The 17,415-nt window shown below is 37.9% G+C and carries 10 protein-coding genes; 7 read left to right on the top strand and 3 right to left on the bottom strand.

All coding sequences use genetic code 11. The features are described 5' to 3' along the window. Nucleotides 1–71 precede the first annotated feature (71 nt). Nucleotides 72–1,385, bottom strand: a complete 1,314-nt coding sequence (locus tag CALSC_RS10990; RefSeq protein WP_088241390.1) for a DNA cytosine methyltransferase — start codon at nt 1,383–1,385, stop codon at nt 72–74. A gap of 700 nt (nt 1,386–2,085) precedes the next feature. Here CALSC_RS10990 and CALSC_RS10985 point away from each other — a divergent pair. From CALSC_RS10985 to CALSC_RS10970, 4 genes are all read left to right on the top strand, one after another. After that, a complete protein-coding gene (locus CALSC_RS10985; protein WP_088241389.1) occupies nt 2,086–3,774 on the top strand; it encodes a hypothetical protein in 1,689 nt (562 codons plus the stop codon). Between the two features lie 219 nt (nt 3,775–3,993). Then, nucleotides 3,994–7,176, top strand: a complete 3,183-nt coding sequence (locus CALSC_RS10980) for an ATP-binding protein (RefSeq protein WP_088241388.1) — start codon at nt 3,994–3,996, stop codon at nt 7,174–7,176. A 69-nt stretch (nt 7,177–7,245) separates the two neighbouring features. Beyond that, the gene (locus tag CALSC_RS10975; protein WP_088241387.1) at nt 7,246–7,623 is read left to right on the top strand and encodes a hypothetical protein; all 378 of its coding nucleotides are present in this window, start codon (nt 7,246–7,248) and stop codon (nt 7,621–7,623) included. 15 nt (nt 7,624–7,638) lie between these two features. Then, nucleotides 7,639–8,196 (top strand): hypothetical protein, encoded by a 558-nt coding sequence (locus CALSC_RS10970; RefSeq protein WP_235006759.1) that lies wholly within the window; start codon nt 7,639–7,641, stop codon nt 8,194–8,196. Between the two features lie 560 nt (nt 8,197–8,756). Here CALSC_RS10970 and CALSC_RS10965 read toward each other — a convergent pair. After that, nucleotides 8,757–9,926 (bottom strand): homospermidine biosynthesis protein, encoded by a 1,170-nt coding sequence (locus CALSC_RS10965; RefSeq protein ID WP_088241386.1) that lies wholly within the window; start codon nt 9,924–9,926, stop codon nt 8,757–8,759. A gap of 78 nt (nt 9,927–10,004) precedes the next feature. Further along, on the bottom strand, nt 10,005–10,748 hold the full coding sequence (gene rph / locus CALSC_RS10960; RefSeq protein ID WP_088241385.1) for a ribonuclease PH: 744 nt from the start codon (nt 10,746–10,748) through the stop codon (nt 10,005–10,007). Nucleotides 10,749–11,339: 591 nt separating this feature from the next. On the opposite strand from rph, the gene CALSC_RS10955 reads away from it, so the two are divergent. The 3 genes from CALSC_RS10955 (at nt 11,340) to CALSC_RS10945 (ending at nt 17,166) form a co-directional block, all read left to right on the top strand. Continuing rightward, nucleotides 11,340–12,650 (top strand): efflux RND transporter periplasmic adaptor subunit, encoded by a 1,311-nt coding sequence (locus CALSC_RS10955; protein ID WP_088241384.1) that lies wholly within the window; start codon nt 11,340–11,342, stop codon nt 12,648–12,650. 349 nt (nt 12,651–12,999) lie between these two features. Continuing rightward, entirely contained in the window at nt 13,000–16,137 is a 3,138-nt protein-coding gene (locus CALSC_RS10950) for an efflux RND transporter permease subunit (RefSeq protein ID WP_088241383.1), read from the top strand. An 18-nt stretch (nt 16,138–16,155) separates the two neighbouring features. Then, on the top strand, nt 16,156–17,166 hold the full coding sequence (locus CALSC_RS10945; RefSeq protein WP_088241382.1) for a zinc-dependent alcohol dehydrogenase family protein: 1,011 nt from the start codon (nt 16,156–16,158) through the stop codon (nt 17,164–17,166). Nucleotides 17,167–17,415: the final 249 nt, after the last annotated feature.

The following is a 17,415-nucleotide window of genomic DNA, read 5'->3' as shown; positions in this document are numbered from 1 at the left end:
CACTGTTGACCTTGTCTATTTAATAACACGCCTGCAAGTCCTCCCCCATTATTTTCTAGTAGCAAAACCATTTAAGTGGGCTTATGATTACGACTATTTTTGCGACTTCTCAACGAGTTTGTCTTGATAGAAACGCCATAATATTGAGCGGCTTGGGAGGGAAGGTAATTCAGTAATGAGTCTTTACCTAGAGATAATTTAACCCTCGGTTTACTAGGAATTATACCCAAAGCACGGATAATTTCTGTGGCTATAGCCTTTGCTAGGAGGGGAGGTACTGAGTTACCTACTTGGCGAAAACCATGCCATTTAGTGACATGGAAACGGAACCAATCTGGATAGGAATGTAAGCGGGCTGCCTCTCGCACAGTAATACATCTGGGGCTAGAGGGATGAATCGGACGAGGGGCGGTAAAAGCACCTTTATGGCTTGGTGTTCCCGCTCTCAGGGTGTTGCAGATACCATTTTTTTCCAATTTGTGGAAGCGGCTAATGGCTTCGGTTGTTCCTGGTAAAGTTTGCTGAAATCTGGCGATCGATTCTACACCATGTTGAGTGCGGATGCTGGAAGTTAAAATATGGGAATTAAATAGACGTTTGTAACCGTAGTTATGGGGATCGAATTTTGCACACCGTAACTGACGACTGTATTCGCTGGGTTTGCCGTATTTTACATTTGCCCAATCTTGATATAACAACTCTGGAATCAATTCTACCTCTGGTAAATCACCAATTGCATCCCAGACAGTGGGTGTATGGGGCAAATCTTCACGGAAGATCAAGTATTTGGATTTCTGCAACTTAGCTGGTTGAGTTTGAGGTGGGGGGTATTGGGGTAAACATAAATCTTGGCGACATCCCAGGAGAAATAATCTCGCTCTATTTTGCGGTACTCCATAGTTAGCAGCATTTAAGACTTGATAATTGACTTCTACTTGGTAGCCGGAGTTTTGAAACTTCTCAATCAGTTCTAAGAGAAACTGACGATGCATTCCCACAGTTAATCCGGGCACATTTTCCAAGACAAAGTATTTAGGGTGGAGTTCTCTTACCAATCGCCAAAAGTGAAACAATAATCCATTACGGGGATCTGTCAAAGCCCGCTTACCCATTACAGAGAATCCTTGACAGGGAGAACCACCAAATACAACATCAATTTCCCTATTGCCAATCTTAGAAGTATTTCTGATTTCTGCACCAGTGACATCTTCCACGCTTCTACACAAAACAGAGCAAAATGGAAAATTGAAGTCGTGAATAGCACAATGGATTGGATCCAATTCTACGGCAGCAAGTACATCAAAGCCAGCTTGTTCAAAACCAAGGGTAATACCGCCAGCACCAGCGAATAAGTCTACACCAATAGGTTTTTGTTTGCTATGCATTTGGTGTTCTCAACCCATGTGGCAGCCTGATTTTACTGCATAATTATGGGTATAGTCTACCATTGTTGGGTGTTAATGTTTTCCACCCAATTAATACTTACCTTTTCCCTAGATATAGTAAATGTTGGGGATCTAACCAAACGATATAAAAAACCTCATCGATAAAAAATCCGTGAACCCTGCCATGTTCCTTGGAGGACATAGAGAATTGATAGGGAATATCTACCAATTGTTCTTCATTTGGTAAGCCGAAGCCGTTTTCACTAGTACTTGAGTTAATTAATTACATCATTAAGTTAGTACGTAAAGTGTTTTTTACTCTCTAAGTAGTTAAACATAATTAATTACACAATGTTATTGCGAGTGTAGCGGAGTGAAACGTAAAGCCTAGGGCATAGCTGAGTCCTACAGACACGCTGTGCGAACACTTAACGAGGAGCGTGTCCGCCAGGACTTAGTAATCGCAAGGGTTATGATTACTTCGCATAGTTCGCAATAATGGTAAATATTTTTATTGACTTACTTGCATAAAAACAATTCTCAGTAAAAATTAGTTTGTGAGAGTTAGAGTATGGAATATGGGATAGAAATATTTTCATATGTGTTATCACTTATAGACAAGTATTTAAAACAACAATAAAATTTATTTTATTCCCGTAGTACTTTGAAATCTAAGTAACTCGTCACATCTACCAACAGTATGAATCCCCCTAATCTCAGAACTGCTGCTGACATCATTAATGCGTTTAGGAAATGTCAAAATGCAGGTGAACAAATTGATTTATTTGAGGCTTTAGCGACAAGTAATGAGCCTCCTGTTGAAGAATTTGGAAAAATATTGAAAGACTTTAAACTAGAATTTTTATTAGCTTTAACTATTCAAGCTTTTGGCAATATTACGGATGTAGGTATCAAGGAAAATTTGAAACGTCGTAATTTATTAGAAATTTTAAGTGAGCAAGCACAGTCAGGTCAAACAGATTTAATTCGTTGGTCTGCTGCAACAACTATTGAAAAATTAGGATTTGATTTTATTGCTGTATCTCAACATTTAACAGTAGAGCCGAAGAGTATTGCTGAAAGAATAATGCAGTCAAAGCTTAAAAGACTAGAAGACAATAATTTATTATCTAGTAATGATATTGAGGAGTATATTAATTTTTGGGTATATAGCAGTTTACATGAACTCAAAATAAAAACAGTATCAATAGATGGAGAAGGAGAAAAATATCAACAACTAATCTCTAGGATATTTGATGCTTTGGCGATAAGAGGTATCAGAGATGTTAATAAATCTCTGGCAAGAGTCGAATCTAGGGGAGATTCTGCATCAAAAGTTGATGAGAATGAGTTATTTGAAGCAGTTGCTTGTAAAGAAGCAATAAAACAAATAAAGAAAAATCCAAATCATACAAAAATTCATATTTTAATAGCTAACCAGGTTCATTGTTTGCAAAGCGAAAATCGTGGTATTAGAGAATTAGCAGCATCTACTTTATCTAAAATAAATAAGTCTTTATTGGATGATTTTAACCAGCATTATAAACCAAATTTATTACGGACTATAAATTTAATTAAAATTGAAAATGATATCTATAATAATTACAACCCTAATTATTCATATGAGCAATTAAAGAATATAGTAAATGATTTTTTAAGCTTGCTACCGACATTAAATAGAAAGCGAGTAAAACATGATTGTGAAATAGCTTTAGAAAAACTGAAACGGAAAAAGAAGAAGAAATTATACGAACTAGAACAGAAAGAGAAGCGGAGATTATACGAACTGGAAAAGGAAAAGGAGCGGAGATTACAAATATTCCAAGAAATTAGAAATTTAAAGTCAAACGTTGATAGCAAAATAACAAAAATAAAATCAATCAATTCTTTAGTTTATAGTAGGATAATTGCAAAAAATAAATTTAAAGATATTCCTGATATAGATATAGAAAAAGACGATAGATATGATGTTATCTTGAATGATTATGTACAATCTTTACGTAGCGAAGCGTCACGTTTACAAAATGAAGTAAGTAAGTTTTATAAAGATTATACAAAAAATCAATTGACTCCTCTAGATACTGATAGAACAAAAGCAGAAGCCAATTATATATTGATTAATTCAATATATAATTGTTTGCCTTTATATGTAATATTATCATTAATAATAATATTGTTATTGTTTTTGTATTACAATCTTTCTGCTAATGTTTTTTTGGTTATTGCATTTTTAATTATAGCTATGTTAAGTGTAGTAAATATTTGTTCAATGTTAGAACAATCTGCTAAACAACACATTGAAGCAGTAAATAATAAAATATTGAAAGAAATATGTAGGTATAATAACGAAAAAGGAAGAATATTAAATCTATTATCTATCAACTATTAATTTAATTCAGTTACTAAATCACCTCATATTAATTAAATACTAAATAGGTATATTCAATTATCAATTACATTCAATAAATTTAAAATTATTCATGACATCAAAAATTATAAATTTAGACTAAATAAAAACACTGAATCATACTAATACTTATTAAGACTAGTTTATAAGAATTTGCAAAATATTAAGTTGCACATAACGTTAAATCAATAATATTCAACCATGCCTCGTTTCGATTTATTATTCTCCCCAAGAACCCAACTTCCTCTCATTTTCCAAATCCCCCAACTTCCTGACCTAAAATCACAAAAATATACCTCCCAATACGGACAAGGAGTACGTCAAAAAGTTCTCAGCAGTCAAAAAGATTTCCTACTCCTCCTCAGCGATATTGGTAGAATTTATAACCTTACCTTTTCCATCCGCTATTGTTACACACCCAGTTTACCTTTCGACAAACGACTTGGTATTTATCTAGTAGTTAGTCAACCAGAACCAGCTTCCCCAAACATCGAAACTAAAATTATTGAAGATATTAAAAAGATTGTTACCGATGGATTTCTCAACCAATTTTATCAAATTGAACTACAAACAGAAGTTCCACAAATTCAAAACCTCAGTTGGGTAGACTGTATCGGTGAAGCAGTAAAATATGAAGAAATTATTACTACCCGTCCCAAAGATTCCTTAGCATCTTTAAAAACGAAAGAACTAGCAAATTATTACGTACCACTACAATTAGAAGCAGATGAAGCTAACGATATGTTAGTGGTATGTCAAGTTATTTCTCGCTTCAACAGTCCCTTAATGCTAGAAATAACTTTGCAACCTGATACCACCACATTACAAGAGAAATCTAGTTGGATAAATGCTTTAGATCAAATGTTATCCCAACTGAGACAAGCTAGTAGTGGTTCTAGTTTAAGTTCAGCGAGAGAAGGAGATAGAAACGCACAACTAGTATCTCGTCTCTACGAAAAATATCAATCTTCTTACCTCACAGAAAGTTTATTTCGTTACAGCTTTAAAGTTTTGGGAAAAAATGAACTAGTAGTTCGCAGTGTTTTAGGAACTTTATTACTCAGCGGAACTAAAAAAAGTCGCTATCGGACTGTGATTCTTATCCCCAATCATCCCACATTTGCAACTAGTCTCACCGCTACCCAATCAGGAAAACTTTCCACTGCTACCCACTGGGAAGAATGGGATAAAGGACTAGGAGAAGCGGAATTTGGAGGAGATTCTATCACAGGTAAAGGTAGTGTCCGAGTCTCAGATTTAAAACCCTTACATCGCTATGCAATCCTCAATGAAATTAGCGGTTTATTTCGCATAGTTGTTCCCAGTGATGCACCTGTAACGGGAATTAGCCAAGAAAACGATATTACCAGTTTAGGGAAAGATGAAGAATGGATTGATTTTGGTGGTTATGAAACAAGTAGAGGTGAAGAAAGCAAAGTTCAAATAGCATTAAAACAACTGAACAAGCACGCTTTTATTTGTGGTGTTCCCGGAAGTGGGAAAACAACCACAGCTTTCAACTTACTCACTCAGTTATGGAGTCATAGTATTCCATTTTTAGTCTTTGAACCAGCCAAAACCGAATATCGTTCACTTGTAGATATAAATCCAAATCTGAATAAATTTACTCGCGCTGATTTAGAATTTCTCAAATCTCTCAAAATCCTCAACCAAGAATTACGAATTTACACCTTGGGGAATGATTTAATTTCTCCTTTTCGATTCAATCCCTTTGAAGTTTCCGCAGGTGTTCCCTTTTATGAACATATTTCTAATTTAGAAGCTTCATTTCGTGGTGCATTACCTCTTTCTGGACCCTTACCTGCTTTGCTTTCTGAAGCATTGGAAGAAATATATTATGACAGGGAATGGACAGGAAGTGAAGAAGGAACATCAGAAAATTTACAAATTCCCACTATGCGGGATTTATATGAGAAAATCACCGCTTTATTTGAAACCAAAGATTATGCAGGTGAAGTCAAATCTAACCTGAAAACAGCTTTAGAAGTGCGAATTGGTAGCCTGCTGCGTCGTGGGGTGGGTGCAATGCTAAACACTCAACACAGTAGTCCCACAATTGCTGATTTATTGAAATATCCCACAATTTTAGAATTAGACTATTTAAACCAAGATCAAGCAAATTTAATGACGTTTTTTTTACTCACTAAAATCCGCGAATATATCAAACGTCAACGCCTAGAACATGATGGCATTCCTGAACATATTATCTTATTAGAAGAAGCCCATAACTTAGTAGGCAGAAATTTAGGTACATCCTCTGCTGAAGATGCAAATACAAAACAAGAAGCTGCAAATTACGTCACTCGTATGTTAGCAGAAATGCGTGCTTTAAGAGAAGCAATTATTATTACCGATCAATTGCCAACAGGGGTAGCAGCAGAAGTTGTCAAGAATACCAACGTGAAAATTGCTCATCGTTTGGTATCAGCAGATGATAGAAAAGATATTGGTCAATCAATGCTATTAAACCAATCACAAATGGAAGAAATTGCCCGCTTACAACCTGGTGAATCTTTCTTATATATGGAAGGTTGGTATCGTCCCCATGCTGTCAAAATTCCTTATGAAAATAGTGCTAAGAAAAAATTAGGAATAGACAGTTCAATTACTAATGACAAAATCAGAGATGTGATTAAATTGTGTCCTTGGTATATTAAAGGACAGGAAACTTTATGGACTACAGCTTTACAAGAACATCACCGGTTGTATGGAGAATATAATCAAAGTTTAAAGGATATTCGTGAGGAATTAAATCAGGTTTCTCAAGGTTGTAGCAAATTACAAATTTTATTATCAGATTTAAAACAGGAAATATTTCATCGTTTAGCTGGTGAATTACGTTTTGAATTAAACCCCGTTCCTGATGAATTATCCCTGTCAATAGATAAACGAATTGATGCTCATAATATTCGTAGTCTGAAGTATTTGCAATTATCTAATAACCTGACTTTAACGGATTTAGTAGAATTGCAATCTTTGGTAAATCTTAAACTAGGGATATTCGATCAAGCTTATCAAAAGGTGCTAGATACAAAGAACCATATTCGTCGAAGTCATTACAAGCAACTTTGGCAAAAACTATCTCGTCAATTGCTAACTGTTCAACAACAAATCATAAATTTAGCAGAGGTTTTAGATAAAAAATCACAGCTTGCAGATATTTATCAATCAAAAGAGAATCTTGCTTACAAACAAAAACGTATTACTGATATTGAAGAACCATCTTTACAACAAAATTTCAACCGTCTACAAAATGAAAGACAAGAATTACAAGATAAATTAGTCGAAGTTTTGAATTTAGCTACTCAGAAAGCAAAGGTTAATAAAGTAAAACATGATTTGAAAATAGAAACAAAATCGTGATGTAGGGGTTTATTTACCTGAAAATATTTCTAATCCTGATAATTTATCAAATGAAAAGGAGAAACTACTTTGGATATAACAATTAAAAATTTAGCTGTATCTTACGAAGCTTTAGCAAATCAGGCGATAAATTTCAATCGTTCTTATTTACAATTACTGAAAATGTATGAAGAATTAATTCTCGCTCCTGATTGGTTTGATGAATTAGAAAAATCTGGTAATTCACTATTAAAAACTATTGCTTCAATGCAACAAGAACAAAAAAATATTGTATCTAAATTTCAAGATTTATCAAAACTGATTACAAAAGCTAAATTGAACTTTACCAATAATCCTGAAGCCGAAGAATTGCAAAATATTAACAATGATTGCCAGGTAATGATAGATTTTGTCAAAACTATCGATTTACTAGATTTACAAAACATGTTTATGGCAATTAAGAACTAACCGAGGATAATAATTATGTTAAATATGGAATATAGTGATCGCCAGGATTTAGAAAGAGAAGTTCAAGACTATGGTAAACAAATTGAAACCCTAGGAGAATCCCAAAAAGAATATCAGGAAGATATAGAGAAGAAGCAACAAGCTTTAAGAATGCTGAAAAGTCAAAAAGGAGTTTATACAAATTCAGATAATAAAATGATTGCTGCTGTAGAAACAGCTATTAAAACTCGTGAAACTGATGTAGAGAAGTGCAAAGAAGAAATTCGTGACGTTCAAAATCAGATACAAGGTAAGTTAGAGAATCTACAAAAACTCACCCTCAAACAGGAACAACGTATTGAAAATATGAGTAATGTAGTTGACTCTCTTAATCATAAAAATGATACTATAGTTAATGATATTAATAGTGAAATTCAAACTCAAAAAGACGATTTGGAAGATGTAAAAGAGAAATCTGGCTCGTTAAGAAAAATTAGGGAAATTTGTGCTGCTTTAGCAACTTTTATTCAACTCGCTGCAATAGATATTGGTCAAATAGTTGAGAATTTACAGTCAATAGGTTTGTTTAGATAGTTAGAAGCATTGTAATGATTAAATATCCAGGTATTACCCCAAGGGAAGCTAACTAAATAAAATAGGCGGCTATATCAAAGCAGGATAGCACTATTTTCACCACCTGGAAGTATAAATAGGCCTTGCTGTTCGCGTAGCGCAGCGTTAGCTGTAAAAGTCTTTTGGTGGGGGTAGGGAGTTGGGAATAGGGAGTGGGGAATAGTTATGACCTGTTTATTTCTATTATTTTTACCCACAAAAAATGACAGATGGAAGGATTTTAAACCTAAAATCCGAATTTACTTGCACGCCCTTCCACAATAAAATAGCTTCAAAGCATTGATAAATCAATGTTTTACAGTTATTCAGCAGACCCTAAATATCTTCGTGGAATGTAACTAATATCCAATATTCTTATTATAGAACAAATCTACTATAAAAGAAATTTTGCACTGGATATCAGCTCTTCAACCTAGTCCCCTACAAGAAAATCTCGCAACCAAGAATGAAAATACCTGTTCCCGACTCCCAACTCCCGATTCCCCACTCCCCATTTTCAACCTAAAATATGCACAAATTATTTACCTTACCTTTGGTGTTCCGCAGGGATAGGTTGCAACTTCCTGGGAATCAATCTTGGCAATATCTGTGGCGACTGGTGCTGATGGTTGTGCTTGTGCTGCTAAGTAATCTTGTTGTAACTTTGCCAAAATAACTTCCCGCTTATCGTACAGTCGTTTCAAAGGAAGAGGTTGACACTGATTAATCCCATAAGCAGTCACCAATGGTAGGGCAATGGTGCTATCGGTATAACAAACTATACTACTGGGTAATTCCTCGGGGTCAATTTTACCCCAGCTAACTGCCTCCGATGGCGTTGCTCCAGATAAACCACCGGTATCGGGACGAGCATCGGTAAACTGGACAAAGTAGTCATGTCCCCGTTCTTCTAATCCCAGAACTTCGTGAATTTGCGGTTGGGTTTGTAACAAAAAATTCTTGGGACTACCACCACCAACAATAATAGCTGCACTTTTGCCATTATCTTCGCGGGCATTGTAAGCGATCGCAGCAGTCTCATTCACGTCAATTGCTGGATCTAAGACTAACTGAGAACCTGTCAAAGATAAAGCAGCAACGTTCATACCAATGGAACTATCTCCAGGGGATGAGGTGTAAATTGGTACGCCACATTCATAAGCTGTAGCTAATAAGCAAGAATGTTCAACTCCCAACTGTTTTTCTACTTCTCGCACATACTTACCCAACAAATAGTGAAATTCAGCAGTTCCCATAGTTTTTTGAAATGGTTCTGCTTGGAGAATTTTGCGGATAAAGGCATCGGTTTCTAACAGCACATCATAGCCAAACACAATGTCATAAATCCGAATTGTGCCTTCCTGACGTAATTCCACATCATCCAAAAATGGACTACCAGCAAATAGCTCAAAACCCAAACCATAGTGTAAATCGTGATAAAGATTAGCACCAGTACTAATCATCCAGTCAATGAAGCCGTGGCGGATCAATGGAGCAAAAGTAGATACTCCCAAACCTGCTGGTGTCATGGCACCAGAAAGACTAACTCCTACTGTTACCCCTGGTTGGAATATATCTTGACTGATTAGCTGACAAGCTTCTCGTAACCTTGCTGAATTATAGGCACTAAAGTAATTATCAATTAAATCAACTACCCCTATGTTTGCTGATATGGGTACTGGTGCAATCTTTTTGCCTAGAGATTTTGACATTTGCAACTCCTAATGGTGATTAGGCTGAATCAATCAATGTTAACTAAGATACTTAATAATCCCCAATAATTCTGATACCTATTGCTGAGCAATATATTCCTTCCATTCCTTGATAGCTGTTTGTTGAACCAATAATAATTCTTGAATACCTTTTTCAGCGTAGTCTAAAAGTTGATTTAACTGAGAACGACTAAAACTACCTTCTTCTGCGGTTCCCTGTACCTCAATAATCTCTAACTGCTGATTCATTACCACATTAAAATCTACAGATGCAGCTACATCTTCGTCATAGTTTAAATCTAAATAGGGTTCTCCATCCAATAAACCCACAGAAACTGCTGCTATTTGTCCGACAAGGGGCGATCGCTCGATTATACCCTGGTGTAATAATCGCTCAATTGCCCCTGCTAAGGCAACAAATCCCCCTGTAATTGCGGTTGTTCTAGTTCCTGCATCGGCTTGCAACACATCTGCATCTACAGTCAGGGTTCGTTCTCCCAGTAAACCGAAATCTAGGGCTGCTCTCAAACTACGCCCAATTAATCGTTGAATCTCTTGGGTTCTCCCAGATAATTTTAATAATTCCCTTTGCTGTCGCTGTTGGGTAGCTGATGGCAACATCCGATACTCAGCAGTTAACCAACCTTTACCACTATCTAACAAAAATCTGGGTACTCTTTCCTCAATGCTAACAGTGCAGAGGACTTGAGTATTGCCGCACTTTGCCAATACGGAGCCAGGAGCAAAATTGGTAAACCCTTGCTCAAAGGTAATAGGACGTAGTTTATCTGATGCACGACCATCTGGACGTTGCCAAACCATGGAATAACCTCACACACTCTAGAATAAATTGAACGGTGTTTAGGGTATAGGGAACCCCAAACTTAAAAGCAGGGACTTGCACCAAGATTTCAGGGCTAATTCCTCCCCTACAACCGCCCCAGAAGGGCTTGGTCATAAGGTTATCATCTCATGGTTACACCCTCCTCCCTCCTTCTAATTGAATTTATTCCCAACCCTATGACAATTTCTGGTAATAATTTTATCTTTATCGGTAAATTTATTCCTAAGTCTAAATATTGAATATATCCATAGTTTTCACTTGGTTGAAATAGGTTTTTATACTCTGTGGAATAGTATCTATAAACGATTACTTTGAGTATGCATAAGATTAATAAATACCTCAGAAATTAAAACTCAATATTCCGGCTATATCTAGCTTTTGGGGTTTGCTTTGTGGGAAATCCTCTGAGAATGCATGGAAAATAATAGCAAAATCAGGATACGATAATTACATTCAGTTAAAATATAAAATATTTGTTGAACTGGTAAAAATTGTATTTGTAAATTTCCGGGTTTTAACTTCTATTTTCACCAAATTCGTTTAATTCATTGAGATTATCTCTACAAAATATGGAATCTGATGAAATTCAACATAGTGTTGAGGATGATTTGCCACGCAAGCTATTTCAACTACCAGAAAAACAACCATGGTTGTGGTTATTTTTAGCTTTGCTGGTACTGATGGGTGGAGGTATGGGAGTATGGCAATTGCTGAATTCAGCAACTTCAGAAGCCCCAGCTACAGCTCAGATCCCACCAGTCAAAGTTAAATTATCACAAGTACAAGTAGGTAAAATTGAGGAAAGTTCTGAATTTATAGGGACTCTGGAATCACGGCGTTCTGTAACCCTACAACCAAGAATACAGGGTCAAGTGACTAAAATTTTTGTGCAGTCGGGAGATATTGTCAAACAAAGAGAGGCTATTATCCAAGTAGACTCTAGGGAACAACAGGCATTGGTCAATAGTGTGAGTGCGGCGGCTGATGCGGCGCGATCGCAATTAGAAAATACTCAAGCCACCCTCAGTTCCTTAGAAGCTGATCGTCTGTCCAATATTGCTGATGTCAGACTGAATGACCGAGAATATCAGAGATCTACTCAATTAGAAGCAGAAGGAGCAATTTCTCGACAAACTAAAGACCAAGATGCAAATAAGTTAGCCAACGCTAGGGCTCAATTAGCAGCCATAGAAGCAAAAATTAAAGCTCAGCAAGCGGCTGTATCCCAAGCAGAAAAAACACTACGACAAACTCAGGCAAATATTCAAGAGCAAAAAGTTCAACTTCAGTATTACAAAATTACAGCGCCTTTTGCAGGTATTGTGGGCGATATCCCAGTCAAGGAAGGAGACTTTGTCAATACTTCTTCTCGGCTAGTTAGAATTACACAAAATCAACCCCTAGAAGTTAAAGTTTCTATACCCATAGAAAAACAAAAAGAATTAAGGAAGGGAATGCCTGTGGAAATATTAGATACAGGAGGTCGCGTTTTGACACGTAGTTCCGTATTTTTTATTGCACCCAATGCCTTGATTAATACTCAATCTGTATTAATCAAGGCATTATTGAATAATTCTCAAGGTAGATTACGGGCAGATCAATTGGTGCGTGGGAGGGTGATTTGGAGCCAGCGTCCGGGGTTGTTAGTGCCCACCTTTGCCATATCCCGCATTGCTGGGGAAACTTTTGTCTATGTGGCACAAACTCAGGTATCGACCCAAGGAAATACAGAAATGATTGCGACACAAAAACGGGTGAAGTTAGGCAGTATTACGGGTAATAATTACCAAGTTCTATCCGGATTACAAGCAGGAGACAAGATAGTGGTTTCGGGGATTCTCAACTTGAACAATGGCGATCGCATTGTGGAAGCAGATTGATAACGATATATGTTCCCCTTGATTTCCTTTGTCTTATACCAATTGGAAAAATGATTGCGGCAAATGTAAATTTGAAACTCTTATGTAGTAAATCTTTCACAATCCAAAATCCAAAATGGTATAGCACTACGCATATACGTTAAGACATTGTTGAAGCAGCAAACCTATGAACTTATTACTTATTAAGTAAGTCGGCACAATAAAACCAAACTATCTGAGGAAAAGTAAATAAAGCTAAAACCCTTTTTCCCCCTGCTCCCTGCCCCCTGCTCCCTGCTCCCTGCCCCCTTGCAGTCCTAATGATAAGTATTTAACCGGACATGATATCATCCCCCACTGAGTAAAAGCTATGTTTGTGGATTTCTTCATTCGACGACCTGTATTTACCAGTGTTTGCGCCATTATTATTTTTCTAGTAGGTGCAATTAGTATTCCCACCCTACCAACGGCTCAGTATCCGGAAATTAGTCCCACCCAAATTACTGTCACTGCTAACTACATTGGTGCTAGTGCAGAGGTAGTCGAAAATACCGTCACCAACATATTGGAACGACAAATTAATGGTGTGGAAGGTATGAAGTATATGACTTCCACCAGTAGCAATAGCGGTACTAGTCAGATTACAGTTACATTTGATGCCGATCGCAATCAAGATATTGCGGCGGTGGATGTCCAGAATCGGGTATCTTTGGCTGAGTCACAGTTACCAGAAACAGTGCAACAAACTGGGGTGACTGTGAGCAAGCGGTCGAGTAATATCCTGTTGGCTATGGGTCTGTACAGTGATAATCAAGAATACGACAATGTATTTTTAAGTAATTATGCTGACCTGTATCTAGTTGATGCCCTCAAAAGAATTAAAGGTGTAAGTGAGGCACGGATTTTTGGAGAACGTCGCTATGCTATGCGTCTGTGGCTGGATCCCAATCGCCTTGCGAGTCGCAATCTTACCCCTGAAGATGTGGTTGATGCCCTCGAAGAACAGAATATCCAGGTGGGAGTAGGGCAAATTGGTCAGCAGCCAGCACCATCAAGTCAAATGTATCAAATTGACTTACAAGCTATTAGTCGTCTCAAGGAAGCATCGGAATTTAATGAACTTGTGCTGAAAACTGCCGAAAATGGAACTTTAATTAAACTCAAAGATGTGGGTCGGGCAGAACTAGGTGCGGAAAATTACAGCTCTTTCCTCCGATTTAGGGGAAAGGATGGGGTAGGTATTGGTATTTTCCCTACAGCAGGAAGTAATGTTTTAGACGTTGCTAGGGCAGTCAAGCAGGAAATAGCACAATTAGCCACCAGCTTTCCTCCAGGAATGCAATATCAGGTAGCTTTTGACACCACTATGTTTATTGAAGAATCCCTGTCAGAGGTGCTGAAAACTTTGATATTAGCCATCGCCTTGGTAGTATTAGTGATTTTCCTATTTTTGCAGGACTGGCGTACAACCCTGATTCCAGTGGTGGTAATTCCCTTGGCATTAATTGGTACCTTTGCCTTTGTTAAAGCCTTTGGATTTTCCATTAATACCCTGACTCTGTTTGGTTTAACCCTAGCCACAGGGATGGTGGTTGATGATGCAATTGTGGTGGTGGAGAATATTTCTCGCCTAATTCAGGAAGGGAAAATTCCCCCTCGTCAAGCTGCTTCCCAAGCCATGAGAGAATTAACAGGGGCAGTAATTGCTACATCATTGGTACTGATGGCGGTGTTTGTTCCCGTTGCCTTTTTTCCAGGAACTACAGGGAAAATTTATCGCCAATTTGCGCTGACAATTGCCTTTTCAATTACAATTTCCACCTTTTTAGCTCTTTCTCTCACACCTGCTATTTCTGCCTTACTATTACGTGTAAATACCCCATCTACTGGACATTTGAGTTGGGTATTTGGGCGAATTAACTGGTTATTGGATGCCATGAAATCGGGCTACAGGCGATCGCTAAATTTACTCATCCGTAATCAGATGGTAGTTTTGGGGTTGTTTGTCTTGTCCTTAGGATTAACAGGATGGTTGTATGTCCAAGTGCCCACAGCTTTTCTCCCTGAGGAAGACCAAGGTTACTTTATCACCCTCATCCGCGCTCCTGAAGGGGTATCTTTGAATTACACCAGTAATGTTATGCGCCAGGTTGAGTCGGAAATTCTCAAATTACCTCAAGTGAATGGGACTTTCGCTATAGGGGGATTTAGTTTCACTGGAAATACTGTAAATTCAGGTATAATTTTTTCCACCATGAAGTCTTGGAAAGAACGTCAAGGTGATGGTAATTCTACCCAGGCGACTATGAATCAGTTACAGGGTAAATTTTCTGCAATCACAGAAGGGAGGGTATTTTCAGTTAATCCCCCATCCATTAGCGGTTTGGGTAATTTTGGTGGCTTTCAATTTCAACTCCAGGATAGGAGAAATAGTGGTTTAGATGCCATGTTGCAGGTTGGAGAACAGTTAATCCAACAGGGTAATCAAACACCAGGATTGCAAGCAGTATTTACTACCTTTTCTGCCAATACACCCCAGCTATTAATAGCAGTTGACCGCAACCAGGCTAAGGCATTACAGGTAGATATTGATGATATTTTCCAGACCTTACAAAGTTATCTTGGCTCTACATATGTCAACGACTTTAACTTTGAACAACGTAATTACCGGGTATATATACAAGCAGATGCCCAGTTTCGTTCTAACCCTAATGATATCAGCAAATTGTACGTCCGTTCCCAAAGCGATCGCATGATCCCCCTCAGTAATTTGGTGAAACTTACCTCTACCACCGGAGCCCAAACAATCAATCACTATAATATGTTCCGCTCTATGGAAATTAATGGTGTAGCGACTTCTGGATCTAGTTCTGGGGAAGCCATCCAAGCTATGGATAAATTAGCAGATAAAGTGTTACCAGCTAGTTTTGGTTATGAATGGTCGGGAATTTCGGCAGAGGAACAAACATCTGGGGGTCAAGCTCCCTTAATCTTTGCCTTGGGGTTATTGTTTGTTTTCTTGGTTTTAGCAGCTCAGTATGAGAACTATTTTGACCCCTTAATTATTTTATTGTCAGTACCTCTAGCTATTTTAGGGGCATTAATGGCCCAGTCACTACGGGGTTTAAGTAATGATATATTTTGTCAGGTGGGTTTAGTGATGTTGATTGGTTTGGCGAGTAAGAACGCCATTCTGATTGTGGAGTTTGCCAATCAGCTGCGAGATCAAGGTTTACCCATTGCTAAGGCTGCTGTGGAAGCCGCAGAGGAAAGGTTAAGACCGATTTTGATGACAGCCTTTTCTACCTTATTAGGAATATTTCCCCTAGTAATTGCGACAGGTGCGGGTTCTGGTAGTCGTCAATCTCTGGGTACGGCGGTATTTGGGGGAATGTTTGTCGCTACATTTTTGAGTTTATTTATTGTGCCTGTATTATATATTGCGATCGCTAATCTACGGATGCGGTTATTTGCCAATCATTTGAGAAATGATGAGATGATGAAATGATAGCTACTCAAGATTAATATGAAAGTTTGGCAAGTTCAATCTCCAGGAGGTTTAAACGGATTAACCCTAGTAGATAAACCCCAACCCCAACCAGGGGTAAAACAGATATTACTAAAAATGTGTGCAGTTTCCCTTAATTATCGGGACTTAATCACTGTCAAAGGAGCCTATGGTTCTAAACAGAAATTTCCCTTTATTCCTTTTTCTGATGGGGTAGGGGAAGTGGTAGCTGTAGGTGAGGGAGTCAGCAAAGTTCAAATTGGCGATCGCGTAGCCGGTATTTTCATGCAATCCTGGTTATCAGGGAAATTCCAGGGAAATCATCCTAAATCTGCATTGGGTGGAGCAATTGATGGGTTATTGGCTGAGTATGTCACCCTCGATGAAGATGGAGTCGTAAAAGTACCAGCACACCTTTCCCACGAGGAAGCCGCTACTCTCCCCTGTGCTCCTGTCACGGCTTGGAATGCTTTAACAACGGTAGGTAAGTTACAACCAGGGGATACCATATTAACTTTAGGAACTGGTGGAGTTTCTTTGTTTGCCTTACAATTTGCAAAAATGATGGGGGTGAGAGTAATTGCTACTTCCAGCAGCGACAAGAAGCTAGATAAATTAATCCAACTGGGTGCTTCAGATGGAATTAATTATCAAAAGACACCTAATTGGGATGAGAAAGTATGGGAAATTACAGAGAAAAAAGGGGTGGATAGGGTCATTGAGGTTGGTGGTGCAAATACCTTGAATAAATCCCTGCGAGCGTTGAGTTATGGTGGTCATATTAGCTTGATTGGCGTACTTGCTGGGTTTAGTGCAGATATTAGTACAGTCACAATTCTGCAAAAAGGTATTCACATTCAAGGGATTTATGTGGGTAGTCGGGAAATGTTTGCGGCTATGAATCGAGCCATATCTTTACATCAAATACGACCAATTATTGACCGTGTATTTCCCTTTGAGCAAGCCCCGGAAGCTTTAGCATATATGGAAAGTGGGGCGCATTTTGGTAAGATTTGTCTACAATTCTAGGCGACTATTCCCGAGTGCTGCGGTGAAAGTTTCATGTTATACCATTTCTCTAAATCCTGGCTACAGATAATTCTCCCCCTGCTCCCTGCTCCCTGCCCCCCTGCTGTCCATGTGTAGTTTTATTTTGGAGAATTGGTATTAGGCGATCGCTTCTTGAGGAAGTTTGATGATAAATGTAGTTCCTTTACCTATCTCAGAATGACAGAGTAATTTCCCATTATGTTTTTCTTCAATAATTTGATGGCAGAT

The sequence above is a fragment of the Calothrix rhizosoleniae SC01 genome (assembly GCF_900185595.1).
Taxonomy (GTDB): domain Bacteria; phylum Cyanobacteriota; class Cyanobacteriia; order Cyanobacteriales; family Nostocaceae; genus Calothrix_A; species Calothrix_A rhizosoleniae.
The sequence above is the reverse complement of the archived record's forward strand: the minus strand, read 5'-3'. Positions and strand labels throughout refer to the sequence as shown.

Bases quoted from the DNA above. Each gene is read 5' to 3' on its own strand.
- CALSC_RS10990 (WP_088241390.1), bottom strand. From the start codon at position 1,385: ATGCATAGCAAACAAAAACCTATTGGTGTAGACTTATTCGCTGGTGCT.
- CALSC_RS10985 (WP_088241389.1), top strand. From the start codon at position 2,086: ATGAATCCCCCTAATCTCAGAACTGCTGCTGACATCATTAATGCGTTT.
- CALSC_RS10980 (WP_088241388.1), top strand. From the start codon at position 3,994: ATGCCTCGTTTCGATTTATTATTCTCCCCAAGAACCCAACTTCCTCTC.
- CALSC_RS10970 (WP_235006759.1), top strand. From the start codon at position 7,639: ATGTTAAATATGGAATATAGTGATCGCCAGGATTTAGAAAGAGAAGTT.
- CALSC_RS10965 (WP_088241386.1), bottom strand. From the start codon at position 9,926: ATGTCAAAATCTCTAGGCAAAAAGATTGCACCAGTACCCATATCAGCA.
- rph (WP_088241385.1), bottom strand. From the start codon at position 10,748: ATGGTTTGGCAACGTCCAGATGGTCGTGCATCAGATAAACTACGTCCT.
- CALSC_RS10955 (WP_088241384.1), top strand. From the start codon at position 11,340: ATGGAATCTGATGAAATTCAACATAGTGTTGAGGATGATTTGCCACGC.
- CALSC_RS10950 (WP_088241383.1), top strand. From the start codon at position 13,000: ATGTTTGTGGATTTCTTCATTCGACGACCTGTATTTACCAGTGTTTGC.
- CALSC_RS10945 (WP_088241382.1), top strand. From the start codon at position 16,156: ATGAAAGTTTGGCAAGTTCAATCTCCAGGAGGTTTAAACGGATTAACC.